Annotated in this window: 10 protein-coding genes and 1 pseudogene; 2 read left to right on the top strand and 9 right to left on the bottom strand. The window is 70.0% G+C overall.

Annotation, left to right across the window (positions count from 1 at the left end; translation table 11 throughout):
- Positions 1-149, bottom strand: a 149-nt coding sequence (locus CR165_RS26190; RefSeq protein WP_146202028.1) for a transposase, incomplete at its 3' end; no start/stop codon positions are given.
- A 223-nt stretch (positions 150-372) separates the two neighbouring features.
- Between CR165_RS26190 and CR165_RS23205 the strand changes: the two genes are divergently transcribed.
- A complete protein-coding gene (locus CR165_RS23205) occupies positions 373-678 on the top strand; it encodes a hypothetical protein (protein ID WP_109519278.1) in 306 nt (101 codons plus the stop codon).
- A gap of 10 nt (positions 679-688) precedes the next feature.
- Here CR165_RS23205 and CR165_RS23200 read toward each other — a convergent pair whose 3' ends face one another.
- The 4 genes from CR165_RS23200 to CR165_RS23185 are packed head-to-tail and all read right to left on the bottom strand — an operon-like array spanning position 689 to position 7921.
- Entirely contained in the window at positions 689-3529 is a 2841-nt protein-coding gene (locus CR165_RS23200) for a DEAD/DEAH box helicase (RefSeq protein ID WP_109519277.1), read from the bottom strand.
- Positions 3526-5010, bottom strand: a complete 1485-nt coding sequence (locus tag CR165_RS23195; protein WP_109519276.1) for an EH signature domain-containing protein — start codon at positions 5008-5010, stop codon at positions 3526-3528. Before CR165_RS23195 ends, CR165_RS23200 begins: the two co-directional genes overlap by 4 nt.
- A complete protein-coding gene (locus CR165_RS23190; protein ID WP_109519275.1) occupies positions 5007-5993 on the bottom strand; it encodes an OmpA/MotB family protein in 987 nt (328 codons plus the stop codon). Before CR165_RS23190 ends, CR165_RS23195 begins: the two co-directional genes overlap by 4 nt.
- The gene (locus CR165_RS23185) at positions 5990-7921 is read right to left on the bottom strand and encodes a hypothetical protein (RefSeq protein ID WP_146202027.1); all 1932 of its coding nucleotides are present in this window, start codon (positions 7919-7921) and stop codon (positions 5990-5992) included. The genes CR165_RS23190 and CR165_RS23185 overlap by 4 nt, the downstream gene beginning before the upstream one ends.
- Before the next feature lie 374 nt (positions 7922-8295).
- On the opposite strand from CR165_RS23185, the gene CR165_RS24755 reads away from it, so the two are divergent.
- Entirely contained in the window at positions 8296-9291 is a 996-nt protein-coding gene (locus CR165_RS24755) for a hypothetical protein (RefSeq protein ID WP_146202026.1), read from the top strand.
- Positions 9292-9334: 43 nt separating this feature from the next.
- On the opposite strand, the gene CR165_RS23180 is transcribed toward CR165_RS24755, so the two are convergent.
- The 4 genes and pseudogenes from CR165_RS23180 to CR165_RS23165 all read right to left on the bottom strand — a co-directional run.
- Entirely contained in the window at positions 9335-11170 is a 1836-nt protein-coding gene (locus tag CR165_RS23180; protein ID WP_109519273.1) for a glycosyl hydrolase family 28-related protein, read from the bottom strand.
- Positions 11171-11182: 12 nt separating this feature from the next.
- On the bottom strand, positions 11183-13177 hold the full coding sequence (locus CR165_RS23175) for a phage tail protein (protein WP_109519272.1): 1995 nt from the start codon (positions 13175-13177) through the stop codon (positions 11183-11185).
- Positions 13178-13255: 78 nt separating this feature from the next.
- A complete protein-coding gene (locus CR165_RS23170; RefSeq protein ID WP_109519271.1) occupies positions 13256-13609 on the bottom strand; it encodes a DUF6950 family protein in 354 nt (117 codons plus the stop codon).
- A gap of 315 nt (positions 13610-13924) precedes the next feature.
- A pseudogene (locus tag CR165_RS23165) lies at positions 13925-14032 on the bottom strand (IS5-like element ISRso1 family transposase); the annotation flags it as partial.

Here is a 14032-nt window from a genome sequence, read left to right as displayed (position 1 = left end):
ACCTCGGCGATGACGGCGCCGGGTGCGAGCGTCTCCGCGACAATCTGCGCCTTGGCCTCCTCCGACCACCGGCGACGGCGTCCAGGACCCGTCAGCACCTCTACCCGGCGATATCCGCGGCCACCCGTGTCGTCATTAACGTCGACCATAATGTCGGCTCGAAGCTCCCCACCTGAAGGCGAGGCACCACAGCACCGGCACGATTGGGAAGAAGGGTGTTCCGGCCGCGCTTACCCCTTAGCCGCGGTTGGGACGGCGCACGACAGACACGCCGGCGCGTCAGCCTCGGCGACCGCGGTGGCGGAAATTGTCAGGCCGGCAGGGCCGCCCGCGCGCCCGCTGCCTGCCATCGGCGCAGGGGAGAGCGGGGTCGTGCGGCTGACGGGCGGGAACATCAGGAACGGTCACGTCTACCTGCGGACGGTCCGATACCTGCTGCCCGACGACGTTATCGGCGGGCCGAACGCAGAGGCGGCGGCTCCCAGCCTCCTGACGGTCACCTTCGAGCCGGGACCGACGATCACCACGGACGTCGCGGGCGACAAGATGATCCTGCGTCAGCGCGGGCCGGTGCGGGAGTTCTTCCGGGCGGCCGGGGCGCGCGAAGGCGAAGACGTTGTCGTACAGCGAACCGGGCCGTATTCGCTCAGGATTGCGCTGCTCCGGGTGGCCCGGTAGCGCGGCGTCCTCAGGCGAGGCTTTCGCGCAGCATCGCCGCGAGATCGTCCGGCCGCGCGTCCGGCGGCATGAGCGCCTCCCTCATTAGCCTCCGCTTGCGCTCAAGCAGAGCGTGAAGATTCTCGTCGAAGGACGGCTTGCCGCCTGGCAGGACGGCGAGCGGAACATGCACGGTCACCGGATGCTCCTGGCCGATCCGGAGCACCCGCCCGGTGCACTGGTCCTCCACCGCCGGGTTCCACCAGCGAGCCAGGTGGATGACATGGTTCGCCCGCGTCAGGGTCAACCCGACCCCACCCGCACGCGGCGACAGCAGCATCACGTCGAAGCCACCCGGCGCCTCCTGGAACCTGTCCACGCGCGCCTGCCGCGCCGCGCCCGCGACCTTGCCGCTGATGGTCATCGGCGCCGTGGGAAGCCGGTATCTCCGCTGGAGCAGCCCCGCCAGCCGCGCCATCATCGCGAGGTCGTCGAGGAAGACCAGCGCGCGCTCGCCGCGTTCCGCGACGGCGTCAAGAGCGCCGAGCGCCACGCTGAGGCGAGCGGAGCCTGCGATCAGATCGGCGTCGTCCGCCGCGGACTCTGCGTCCGGGTGCAGGCTCACCGCACGCAGGCGCTGCAGCGCCTCTAGCACGCGCCCCGCGCCTTGGTCGCTCCGACCGAGCGCTACGGCCTCCTCGTAGGCTGCGAGCTGAGCGCCGCGCATCTCGGCGCGCATCACGGTGTCGCTGCGAGGCGGGAGGTCAGGGAGGCGATCCTCCTTGAGGCGGCGAAGCAGGAGGGGCGGTCGACCGCCGATCGGGCGGTCCAGCGAGGCCTTGAGTTCCGCGAGGCGCTCCACGGTGGGCGAGGCCTCGTATGTGGAACTGAAGTGCCGCAGATCCCCGAGGTGGCCAGGGGCGACACCGTCCACGATGCACCAGAGGTCGGCAAGGCGGTTCTCGACGGGCGTCCCCGTCAAGGCCACGCGGAAGTCCGCGTTCATAGCCTTCGCCGCGTCGGTCAGCCGAATCCCGGGTGTTTTCACCTTCTGCGCCTCGTCCAGCAGCATCGCGGCGAAGCGGACCGCCCCGAAGTCTCGGTCGTGGTCGCGCAGCGTCTCATAGGTGGTCAGGACCCAGTCGGCGCCCCTCAGCGCCGCCAGATCGAGTCCCACCGGTCCGCCGGAGGGCAACCGAAAACCCGCCAACTCTTTCCCGTACGCCTGGACCAGCGCGCCCAGGCCGGGTGCGACGAGGTGGCGCTCGTGCTCCGCGCGCCAGTTCTCGAGGAGCCCAGTCGGCGCTACAATCAGCACGGGCGCACGCGCAATTTTGCCGGCCGCCATTCCCTCGCGCAGCCACGCCAGGAACGCCAAGCCCTGCAACGTCTTGCCGAGCCCCATGTCGTCCGCGAGCAGCACGCCCGGGCTGCCCGCCGTCCAGCTGCGCTGGAGCCAGGCGAGCCCCTCCCGCTGGTGCTCCTTCAGGGGTGTCCGGAGTGACATCGGAGCCGCGGCGCGCGGTGCCGGGCGCCGCTGCACCAGCGCCTCGATGTCCCTCGACGTCTCATTGGGCTTGATGATCAACACCTCGGCGGGTGCAGGGACCCCCTGCTCCCCGCCGTCGCGCCGCCGCGGAAGCAGCGGTGCCAAGGAAGCGGCCGTCGCCTCGCTCGCGGGTACGTCGACCGGTCCGTCCGGCGTGTCGACCGGCACATTTGGGCGGCCGGCGGCGATCGCGTCCCTGATCTCGGCAGAGAGCCGCTCGGCCTGTTGCGGCGTCAGCGGCACGCGCCGGTCGCCCACGAGGATGCCACGCTGGCCCGCACCCTCCTCCGTGCTCGCTTCGCCGCCGCCGAACCAGTCGTTGCCGGAGACCTCGACCCAGGGAAGGACGCGGGGTTGCCAGAGCCCGAGGCCCACGACGCGCTCCGACCACGCCGGCGTCTCGACGACGAGGGAGTCGAGCACTGCGGCGTCGGCCTCGTCGCCGATGGCGGCGCGGATGGCGGCGCGCGGTTCCCGGAGAAAGGAGCGCCGCTCGGCGGGCGGGCCCGCCGCGATGCGCCGGGCCACCTCGAGCGCCTGCCGCAACGGCGGCGACAGGACGACGTATACCCCACCAGGGAGCGTGTAGACTCCGCGTGCGGTCGGCCAGCGGAGGAACTGGTCCCTGCCGAAGGAGCGCTGGCGGTCGTCGGGCAGGAGCGGGGCCTCGCCGTCGCCGGCGCGGTGCAGCACCGGGACGATCTGCAGGTCATCGCCCTGGCCGATCGCGTCGAGGGATAGCGCATCCGCCTCGAGGATCATAACGGTGCCAAGCAGCCCGCTCGCCTCGGCGGCCCCAGTCACCGCCGCAGCAGGGAGGGCCTCCCGCAGGGCCGCGAGCGCGCGCAAGCGGGGCGCGTCGCCCTCTTGCGCCTCCGCCGCGTAGCGGTCAACCGCCTCTGCCACGGCGAAAAGGGTTTCAGGCAGCCGCCGCCAACCGTCCGCCTCCCGCAGCCATGCGCCGACGCGCTGCACACCAAGGACGTTCTGACCGCCCGGGCGTGTCCAACGCAGTGATGCGGTGAAGTCGGGCCGCAGCATGATGCCGCTGCCCTCGACCACCGCGCGCAGCGCCGTAGCAGGCGGCAGGTCCAAGCGCGCAGCTTCCGCCGCCGTGAGCCTTGCAACTGCTGCGTGCTCGACGAGCAGATAATCGTCGGCCTCAATGGCCAAGTCCTCAAGTACGAGCCGCCGTGCAAGGTCGGCTCCGGGATGGCCCGAGAGGCCCCACGACACGGGCGGAACCACCTCGCCGCTCACGACGAGGCGCAGCTCGGTGCCAGCAGCGACAGGCGATGCCGCGAACCGGAGCGACGTGGTCATATCGTCATGTAGTCCTTGGGCGTGAGGCGGAGTTCGGTGTGGTTCTGCAGGAAGGCCGCCGCGCAGCCCTGCCAGAGGCCATTGCGCGGCGTGTTGTGCCGCAGGCCTCTCCCATCAAACGAGCCGCCATTACCGAAAATGGGATGATCGGGAAAATCGAGGCCCTTCGCGCGAAGCTCCTCCACGCCATAGCGTTGGCTGTACAACGCGGGGCAGCGTGCGTCGCCGATCTCCCAGGCCCGCACGGGCCCCACGTTGCTCCACTCGCTCAGCACGATATTCCCAAGCCGCAGGAGCAGCACGGCCTGCTCGCCGTACTGCCCCGAGGCCTCCATTCGGCCGTGGGCGTTCGCGAGGTCCTTCACTGCCTTCGCCCGTGCGGCCATCCCGGGGCCGAGCACCACCCACACCTCGGCGGGACGGTCTCTCGGCATCTTCCGGAGGCAGGCGCGCCAGAACGCACGCCTGTACCGCCACTGCGGGTCGTCGTTGGTCTCGCTGATCAGCGAGAAGAAGGTCTCGAGAGATGCGGCAGCAAGCCAACTCCGCATGAGTTGGGCGCATGCCTCAGGCGCCGCGCGCCAGCGCTCCGGCCGGAGCCGCGGGTCGCCCACCACACGCAGGAGGAAGGCTTTGATTTCTTCTCGTGGGGCGCTTGGCGCTGGCGGGTCGCGTAGCCACGGGTTGAGGCAAGCTGCGATGACCTCTCCCGCCAAGTCGGGTACGCGTAGCGTTGGCTCTGTAGATTCGCGCCCCGACCTGTCGCGTCGTACGCGCTGCACCTCCAGGATGGCGGCGGCCCGCGCCCAGGCCTCGCCCGCGCCGGGGCTGCGGAGCGCAGCCGGCAGCGCCGCCAGCATCGCCTTGACGGCGGCACGGAAGAAGCGGCCTTCAGCCCGGATAGGGTCATCCATTCCGGTTTCGGAGAGAACCGCTTCCACTGGCTCGGCACCACTGAGCAGGGCGGATCCGACGCGCTCGGGTCCGCGCGCAGCGTCGAACATGGCGTAGCGCCGATGCGCCCGATCCCAGGGCTGGAGCCGCGGATCGCGCGTCAGCGCCAGCAGATTCGCCGCCGCACGGCCAGCCTCGGGAAGGCGCGCTCGATCCGGGCCAAAGTCGCGCAGCCAGGCCTCCATGAGTTCGCGGAGCCAGCGAGGCTTCGCCGCCGCCGCCTCCAAAAACGTCTCTAGAAGACCAGGGAAGGCTGCGGCTTGGGGGTCACGGTCCCAGAACACCATTGGGGCGCGACGGAGCATGCGCGCGGGAAGTTGCGACGGCGCCCCAGCCGCGCAGGCCTGCCGCAGTTCCTCCCGCAGAATTTCCAGGACCTCTCCGGACGGCAGGGCCGCTGCCTGTTCCTTCCGGAACAGATCAGCAGATTGTTGGAGGCAGGCCGGATGCTCGGGCAGAGCCGGCTTTAGCTGGAGCAGGTCCCGTAGCGCGGCGAGCTCGCGCAGGGCGGCAATAGCTTCAGTCATCTGACGCCCCCCGCCTGTAGTGCCGCGATATCCTCCAGCAGCCGCCGGATCTCGTCGGAGGTGCGGGCAGAAAGGATGAAGCGCAGGTCGATACGCCGGTTCTGCGCGAGGTGCGCCTCGGAGAGTGTAAGGGCCTCAGGCAGCGGACGCCGCTGGCCATATCCGGACACGCCGAGAAGCGGCTGCTCGGATGGGTTCCTGAGATCGTCGAGCATCCGCTGTTGCTGCCGGAGCTGGGCGAAGACCGTGAGGGCCCGGGCGGTGGAAAGGAGGTCATTCCGTGCCTGAGATTCCGCCGCGGTCATGTTGGCGAAGGGCTGGCGGTCGGTGTGCCCCTCGACGAGCATCGCTTCGAGGATCGGCATGTCAGTCTCATCACAGTTCTGGCGCGGCGTGCCATGTGCGAAGCATGGCAGCACCTCGGCCAGCACCTCCCCGAGCGCAGTCACCGTGCGTCGTGCTATGTCGGTGAGTTCGCTGCCCCCGGTCGGGAACGGGACGGCATCGGACAACCTGAGGACGCCCGACCTTGGATCCAGAATGAACTGGATCCGCCGCGCTTCCAGCCCGCGAGCAAGGCGCTGCAGAAGGGCGTTCCGCGCCGCCTCGCGATCGGCGAGTTCGCGCCGGAGCTTGTTGGCGGCCTCCTGCAGCCGTGCCCGCAATGCCTCGTTCTGCGCCCGGAGCCGGGCGGCTTCCTCTTCCTGCGCGCGGGCCCTTGCCGCCTGCCGCTCGGCCTCTGCCAGCTGGCGCTCGGCCTCCGCTCGTGCGGCTTCCGCGTTGGCCTTCTCCACCTGCGCGGCCTGCTCGGCGCGCTCCGCGCGGGCGATCAGCTCGTCGAGGCGCACGCTGTCGTCGCGAAAGTTCAATGCCAAGACGGTAAGCATGAGCAGGAAAACGAAGAGCACGCCCACCATCAGGTCACTGACGGAGGCGAAGTAACCTTCGGATTCGGCCTCCTCCGCCAACCCGTGCTCGCTCATCGGCCGCCGCCCGCCCGCCGCTGCGGCCGCTCACCGCCGAGTTCTTCAACGGAGTCCTCCAGGCTATGCGCGACGGCAAGGAGGCCACTGACACTCTTCTGTAGGCCTTGGTCGAGGCCGGAGACGAACTCGACAATCTGCCGCTGGTAGCCGGCCAGAGCTTCCTGCAAAGCGCGCAGCGTCCTTGCGAGGCCCTCGTCGAGCCCGCCGAAGCGCTCCGTCGCCTGAGCAAGGCGCACAGAAAGATCACCGGCGCCGCGCTGGGCGGCTTCCATTGCCGCCGCGGCGCCGAGCAAGCCGTCTACGGCGCTGCGGAGCGCCTGGGCGGTGTCGCGCCAGGGTCCCAGCGCGTCCCGCGCAGCCTCAGCCGCCGCCCGTAGGTCAACTGTCGCGGCCGCCACCGGTGCTGTCGCCGCTCTCAGCGCCTTGTCGAGTGCCTCAGTCTGCCGCGCCAACTCCGCTGATGCGTCACCAAGCGCGCCGAGCCGTTGGCCCAGCCCCTCGCTACCCTGCCGTAGCGTGCTTGCTGCCTCCGTCATGCCGACGCTCGCCGCGCTCCCGCCGTCACGCAACGCGGCCCCTGCCGCCTCCGCCGCTTCCCGCAGCTTGGCTGCGCCTGCGATAACATCCTCTCCAAAAGCGGCAGCCGCACCCCTCAATGCGTCCCCGCCGGCCTCCGCGCCTCTCGTCAGGACCCGGCTGCTGTCGTCGAGCGTCGCGCCGAAGCGGGCTAGAACCTCGCGCAAATCGTCCCGCATGGCCTCGGTAGCGGCGACCAGCCGTCCGCTGGCATCAGCAGCTCCACCGTTGAGAACTTCGGCGACCTTCGACGCCGTGCCTTCAAGCGCCGTCGCCGTACGACCGATCGTCGCGGCAAGCGCCGCGGTGGATTCGTCGCCCGCGCGCCGCTGACCCTCCGCGAGTTCCCGCAGTTGCTGCAGCAGTGCCTCGATCGGGGCTGTCAGGCGCGAGATCCCGTCAGCGGCTCCCTCCTCCAGACGGGATTGGAACGCGGCAACGGCGGCGGTGAGCGCATCGGCTGTCTCTGCCATCCTGCGCGCCATGTCATCGCCTGCCACGCGATTACTCCGCCCCGCCTCCTCGGCGGCCTCGCGGAGCCCGCGCACCAGAGCCGTCATCTGCTCTGTGATGCCTCCGAGGGCCGCCTCGGTACCCCGGCCGAGCCTGGACGCCATGTCCTCGGCAGCGCGCCCCATTCGCTGCGCAGCGGCATCCATCGCGCCCTGAAGGCCGTCAAGGCGGCTGCCGAGGGCCTCGAGGGTGGCCGCAGTCCCGCGCATGCTCTCGCCAACGGCACCTTCAAGCTTCTCGAGAAAGGCCCGAAGCATGGCCTGCAGCGCGTCTTCGTTCTGATTGGCGAGCCCGGATGAGAGCCTGTCAATTGCCTCGGTCAGAGGCTTGATATGCTGCTGAAGGCCGGCGTCGAATTCGCGCTCGAGGGTGCTGCCGAGGTTGACAAAGAAGTCGCTGCCGATGCGCTGCACATCCGCATACTGCTTTGCAAGAATCACGTTAGCCTCGGCCTGCAGCGCCGCCTGCGTCTTCAGGGGCAGCCGCTCCTGCAGCGCAGCCAGGAAAGCCGACATCTCCGTCTCGGCGGCCTGTAGGCGCCCCTTCCGGTACAGGGCATACCAGATGGAGAGGCCGAGCCCGGCGAGAGAGGTGACAAACTTCACCGATGCCGAGCCGAGGAGGTCACGCAGCGCCGCGTTGCGGCGCGCCTGATCCACGCCCTCGGCAACCACCTCGCCCGCCGCCGAGAGCGCCGCTGCAAGGCCAAGGAACGTCACGAAGAGGCCAGCGCCGACCAATAGGCCCGGAAGCGCAGCATGATAGCGGAGATCTGCACCAGCCGACCGGAAAAGCGCGGCGAGGTCGAACCAGCGGCGCGGCTCGGTCGTGCTCACGACGGGCTGACCCGCCCCGGAAGGCACAATCAGGCTTTGCCGGAGGCGACACCATGAGCCCCCCAGCAGTGGATCCTGCGCCAGAGTGGATGAGGTACTCTCGTACGAGTAGGCGAAAGCGACCGGGTCCGGGTCATCGCCAAGAGCACGACGAGCGTCGGCGAAGGCGCTGCACAGACCAGAAGTAGCTTTCCGGAGCTGGACCGCGGAGTAACCGGCCCAGATCGAAAGGAAAGCCAGAATGGAGTAGATGACCGGCTCCCAGGCCAGATATGGCGCCAGCGCCCGAAGCAACTCTGTCAACACCCAGAAAGCCCTCTAGGAATATATACTTAAAGTGAAATAGTTCCATATGATGTAGCATTTTTTAAGCGATGCGAAGCGAGATTGAAATTGCGGTCTTTGACGGCGAAACCCTGGTACAGCGCTGTCCCTGCACCCTTCGGGATCTGCCTGGCGGGAGGCCGGGCGCCGTCTGGCGTGGTGTCGTTTATCCGCTGCTTCCCGGTGATCGGATTGATGTTAGCGCGGTGGAGGCTGAGGCTGCACCAGGGCAACCATTTGCCGTGCTCGGGGGCGAGGGCTCGACCTGGGTTCTGATCCGGGGACTAGCCGGCGCGCTTGCTGAGGCACAGGCCCGGCTCGGGGCTGCTGGCATCCGAGTCTCTCGCTCGGGGCGTTGGCTGGGCGATCCGATGGGAGACGTCGCGTTCGACTGGTTTCTGCGCTGCGAGGGTACGCTCGAACCGGACCGGGTAGGCGAAGTGCTCGGCCAGGGCAGCGTGGCCGACGTCACTGCGGAGGCGAGGGTAGCCGTTCTCGAGCAGCATTTGTTCGAAATGAAGGCGGAGCTCGCGCGGCTAGCAGAGCAGCTTAACGAGGCAGCACGGCCGCCATCCGTCCCAGCGCAGTCTGTTACACCGGTCGCGCCGGAGCGCGACGCAGCGTTAGAAGCGGCTCTGGAGAGGGTACGGGAATTGCAGGCACGGCTCGACGCGGTCCCATCACGGCCGGCGCCGTCGAGACCAGCCGTGGCACGACTACAGGAGGAACTCGCGGCGGCGCTGGCAGCGCTCAGACCCAATGTGAACCTGCTCCGTGACAGCCTCCAGGTTGTGGTCGGGGAATTTGTCTCTCGCACAACCTTCTATCGCATTCTCCAGGAACTACCGGTTCAGGGTGGACGACCAGAGGGATGGAAGGCCCTCCGGGGGGCCGAACGGTGGTGGGAGCGACATGTCTCCACTGGCCAGGATGACAGCGGTCGAGCCTACGCCCGTTTTGATCCCGTCGGCCGCAGGTGGGACCTGCTCATGAGCTGGAAGGGGGAACAGACACGGGACATCGAGTGGCTGAGGCGAAAAGCCTGAACGGCTCGTCGCCCGCGTCCCGCTTCGGCGGCCGCGACCGGCACTACGGAATGCGGCGCTTCGTGACCTGCACCGAGAGCGTGGCCGGGCTGAGATCGAAGGTGGCTGAGGGCGAGATGTTGCGCGCCATCACCCGGACCATGTTGTTGGTCCAGGCCGCAGCGTCGAGCTCGATGAAGCGGGTCGAGGAGGCCAGCGCCGCCTGCGCCAGGTCGCCCTGCCGGCAGCCGGTGACGGTGACGGTGACGTCGAGCAGGCTGGTCGCGCCCGGCGCCAGGTTGGGCAAGTCCCAGGACACCTCCGCGGCGAACTCCCGCTGGCCCACCGGCAGGGTGGGCGTGCCGCAGAGCAGCGCCGGGGCGTGCTCCGGCAGGCCGTAGAGGCGCAGCGCCTCGAGCTCGATCTGCCCGTCGAAGCCGACGATGCCGATCTGCGCATAGACGACCGCCTCGGCCAGCCGCACCGTCATCCGCCGGTTCAGCGAGGCGTCGGCCATCACCGCACCGCCGGTCCAGGCCTTGGAGGGGATGTTCCACTGCATGGTGGTCAGCGAAGCCAGCACGTCGCCGGCGATGTTCTCCCGGACGGTCATGGCCGCGTCGAAGCAGCGCACGAACAGCCGCCCGCCATCGGCGCCGCCCACCAGCCAGTGGGCGAGTGCGAACTCCTTCGCCGCGCGGGTGTCGACCACGAAGGCGAAGCCCTTCTGCGCATCCAGCAGCAGCCCCCGGCTGGTGGCGGCGATGCCGTCCAGGCCGTTGAAGGACAGCCCGGCCAGGGTCGTCGCGGCGGTGGTCGAGGTGGCGACCGCGGCCAGGCCCTCCACCCCGATCTCGGTGGCGCTGTGGCGGAAGGCGGCGGCGCGCAGGTTCGGCACCGCCCCGAGCAGGCGGAGGTGGCGCGAGGCCGGGGCGCGGTGGCGGTTGAGGACGGCATTGCCGCAGCGGGTGGCGGTCGCGGTGTAGTCGATTCCAACCGCGTAGGTGTTGGCCCAGGCGACCTCGTACTCGCAGTCCTGCGCTGCCCCGGTGTGCCGGGCGACGATGGGCGAGCAGGCCTCCATGCGCAGCGCCCGGCCGATGATGGCCGAGCCGTTGGTCTCGTTCAGGAAGGGGATGGCGACGTTCGGGTCGAGCTGGCGCAGCTCGAAGTTCGGGGCGTCGAAGACGTGCCGGTTGTGGTTGGTGTAGGCCCCCGGCTCGGCCGAGAGGCGGATCCCGAAGCGGTCGAGCGTGGGGTTGATGCCGGTCGCCACCGCGAAGTGCCCGCCGTAGTAGCGGACCGAGGTGTTCCAGGCGGTGGCCGTGGCGCAGCGGATGTCGAGGCCGATGCGGTTGTTGAGGAAGCGGTGCAGGTAGAGCGTGCTGTCCTCGAAGCCGCGGCCGTCCCCGAGGGTGCGCAGGCCGATGGTGAAGCCCTGCACCAGGCGGACATCGAGCACGCTGGCATCGAGGTTGCGGGCCAGGATGCCGATATCGGCCTCGCTGCCCCAGTCCGACTGGGTCTGCCGCACCACCTGCAGGTTGGCATAGAGCTTCTCGCCGTTGCGGGTGGTGCCGCCGTCGCCGAGGGTCAGCACCGTCGCGGGCACGGTGCCGGTGTAGCGGAGCACCCCGCGCATGATCAGGCCGCGGGCACCGCCGCCGAGTACCACACCAGCCGAGACGTTCCAGGTGCCGGGCGGGATCACCGCCATCTTGCCGTCCGCAGCCGCCCGGTCGAAGGCGGCCTGGATGGCGGCGCGGTCGTCGGCCACGCCGTCCCCGAGCCCGCCGAAGTCGCTGGGCAGCACCGCCTCGCGGTCGCGGAGATACTTGGCGAAGTCGGTCTTGCTGAGGTTGGCATTGAGGACCAGCAGGTCGTCGATGCGGGCGGGCATGGCGCCTCCGGATCAAAGGGCGGTGGCGGAGACGGGTCCGGCCAGCGCCGAGACGTTGCCCTCGGCCGAGACGGCGCGCAGCCAGTACCAGCGGGTCTGCCCGGCACTAAGCCCGGTGCGGTCGAAGAACAGGCCCGTCGGCTCGGCCGCGAGCTTCGTGGCCGCGGCCAGGCTGTTCGAGGCCGCCTCGAACACCTGCAGCCGCACCGCGTCGGCCGGGAAGCCACCCGAGAGCCGGATCCCGCCGGTGATGCCGCTCGCGGTGGCCGCCGAGACGGTGCCTGGCACCAGGGCCTCGCGCCAGCCCGAGACGGCGCCGCTGCGGGCCACGGCGCGGGCCCGGAAGGCGGTTGGCTCGGCGGTCGGGATCGCGGCGGCGGTGGCGCCCAGCCCCGCCCCGTAGCCCTGCCAGGCAGCGACCGAGGCGGGCTGGAACTCGACCTCGTAGCCGGCGAGATGCGCGCTCGGGACCACCGCCCAGGACACCGCCAGGGCGGCGAAGGCGGTGCCCTGCGGCGTCTCGACCGCGATCGAGGCCGGCGTGGCGATGACGCCGGGGTTGGGCAACACCACCGAGGGGCTCACGTTGGTGGCGCGCTCGTCCACCGCCGGGTCCCAGCCCCACACGGCGGCGTCCTCCTCGGCCAGGGTCAGGTTCACCCCGCCATCCGGCGACAGCGACCAGCCGGTCACCCGCGCCGGAAAGGGCACCAGGCGATCGAGTGCGACCATCGCCCCCTCCCAGGGCCGCAGTCGCAGGGCGGAGAGGTTGGCCGGGAAGGCCACCTCGCGCTGGCGGCGGTCGCGCTCCAGCTCGGCCTTCATGATCCGCTGCACCGTGCTGACCGAGGTGGTGAGCGGGAACTCCATGTCGCGGTAGATCGCCTCGCCGCCGTCCTCGGCGACGTAGTTGCTGGCCAGCAGCGGCGGCGCGTCGGTCGGCTGCCAGTTGGCGGCCGGCTCGACATAGACCGCCCGCACCCCGTTGAAGAGGTCGCGCCGCGGCCGGCTGCCCTGGATGGTGACGTCGCCGCGCAGGTCATCGCTGGTCAGCGTCGCCGCTGGCAGCGCCGGCGCCCCGGCGTGGATGAAGAAGCGTCCGCCCGAGACCACCAGGGCGCCGGCCATGGCGGAGACCAGCTTGCGGGTGATGGCGATCTTGCCCTCGCCGAGCGAGACCCGGCCGTTGCAGGTGTAGCGCCGCTCGTAGACGCCGCGGCGGGTGCCGACCAGTTCGTCACAGACATTGGCCGCGGCGATCAGGGCGGGGATGTCGATGTCGGCCCAGGAGGCGCGCCAGCCGAAGGGTGCGGTCAGGTACCAGGCGAGGCACAGGGCCGGGTTGTCCGACCATCCCACTTGGCCGGTGCGCGGGTCGAGGATGGTATCCGCCCCCTCTACCATGGCGGCGATGTTGGGCGGGCCGGAGGGGAAGGCCTCGGCGGTGATCTTCAGCCGGACCGCGATGTAGGCCCGACCGCGGCCGCGGTGCGCGGCCGTCCACTTCCCGCCGGTCTCGGCCACCAGGTTGGCATTGGCCGCCTGGTCGGGCGCGCCGAGGTGGCGATCGACCCGGACCAGGCCGGCAAACTTCGCATCGTTCGCCAGTGTGTCGCCGAGCCAGAGCTCGCCGATGGCCCGCACCTGGTGCGCGGCCAGCACCACGACGGCGTAGAAGTAGCCGTCCGCCCGTCCCTGATCATCGGTGGCCGAGTGCAGGAAGACGATCGGCCCGGAGACCTTGCAGCGGCCGAAGACGATCTGGTGCTCGGTGATGGGCTGGCGGAAGGACTGGGTGCGGCCGGCGCCGGGCGCGCTGGCGTCGAAGCCGGTGGGCGCCGGGGTGGTGGGCGCGCTCGGCTTCTTGGATGGGAAGATGGCGCCGCCGACGGCGGTGACGACCAGGGCGGCCCCGGCGCCGACCAGGGCGCCGACGATGCCGCCGCCGACCGCGGCCGAGGCGATGCCGGAGGCCACGACGGCGACAAGGGGGATGGCGGCGGGCATGAGCAGACCTCACGGCATCGCGGCAGAACGAGGGGCAGGTCACGGAAGCGGATCAGCCGCACTGCCGCGAGGGCTCCGTCAGCCGATCCTCCAGGCGGTGGTGCAGGTGGTGAGCGGCTGGCGCACGAGGCCGCGGGGCCCGACGAAGGCAGCACGGCCGCCCTCCACCACCACGCCGAGCCGTGGCGGATCGCCGGCGAGCACCACGTCACCCGGTCGGGCGAAGGTCGGTGGGAAACGCGGGAAGCCGGCGCTGTCGGCCGTGGCCTCGAGACCGGGCAGGATGCGGATCCGTGGTTTCTGCCCGAGGCAGGCTTCGACCGCGGCCAGCGCAAAGCGGCCGCAGTTCCAGCACCGCGCGTCGAAGGGACGCGCCTCAGCCACTGCCAGCAGGGCTGCCAGCCGAGCGGGCCAATTGGGTCGGCGCGGCATTATACCAGCCGCCCTGACGGATGACCGCTCGAGGCGGTTAGCGGCTGTCGAGGGTTTGCCACCTGAACATCGGCTCTACCTTTGTGAGCAGACCTAGACGCAAGCCGCCTGGGCTCACACCCGTGGCGTAGTCTGGCCGTTTGCAGACCAGCTACTTCGCAGGAACTTCGGCGGAAAAGCCGAGGCATGGCGTACCGACGTCACCCAGGCAGATGCCATCCAGGAGAGCCTTGATTGTCACCGAAGAGGAGGTGGTGGTGTAGAGGATCCCTCGTACTGTGTTGGCCGACCTTGTAAGTGCCCGTTTGAGAATGGTCATGGGTGGGCGATGCGCCTGATGAGGAGCGCGCCCATGCCGACGTGGATCATGGCTTCGGAGACGTCGCAGCGGCGCTCGTAGTCGCGAACCAGGCGGCGCCAACG

Origin of the sequence: Teichococcus aestuarii (genome assembly GCF_003116135.1) — a bacterium.
GTDB classification, from domain to species: domain Bacteria; phylum Pseudomonadota; class Alphaproteobacteria; order Acetobacterales; family Acetobacteraceae; genus Pseudoroseomonas; species Pseudoroseomonas aestuarii.
The sequence above is the reverse complement of the archived record's forward strand: the minus strand, read 5'-3'. Positions and strand labels throughout refer to the sequence as shown.

Bases quoted from the DNA above. Each gene is read 5' to 3' on its own strand.
- CR165_RS23200 (WP_109519277.1), bottom strand. From the start codon at position 3,529: ATGACCACGTCGCTCCGGTTCGCGGCATCGCCTGTCGCTGCTGGCACC.
- CR165_RS23195 (WP_109519276.1), bottom strand. From the start codon at position 5,010: ATGACTGAAGCTATTGCCGCCCTGCGCGAGCTCGCCGCGCTACGGGAC.
- CR165_RS23190 (WP_109519275.1), bottom strand. From the start codon at position 5,993: ATGAGCGAGCACGGGTTGGCGGAGGAGGCCGAATCCGAAGGTTACTTC.
- CR165_RS24755 (WP_146202026.1), top strand. From the start codon at position 8,296: ATGCGAAGCGAGATTGAAATTGCGGTCTTTGACGGCGAAACCCTGGTA.
- CR165_RS23180 (WP_109519273.1), bottom strand. From the start codon at position 11,170: ATGCCCGCCCGCATCGACGACCTGCTGGTCCTCAATGCCAACCTCAGC.
- CR165_RS23175 (WP_109519272.1), bottom strand. From the start codon at position 13,177: ATGCCCGCCGCCATCCCCCTTGTCGCCGTCGTGGCCTCCGGCATCGCC.
- CR165_RS23170 (WP_109519271.1), bottom strand. From the start codon at position 13,609: ATGCCGCGCCGACCCAATTGGCCCGCTCGGCTGGCAGCCCTGCTGGCA.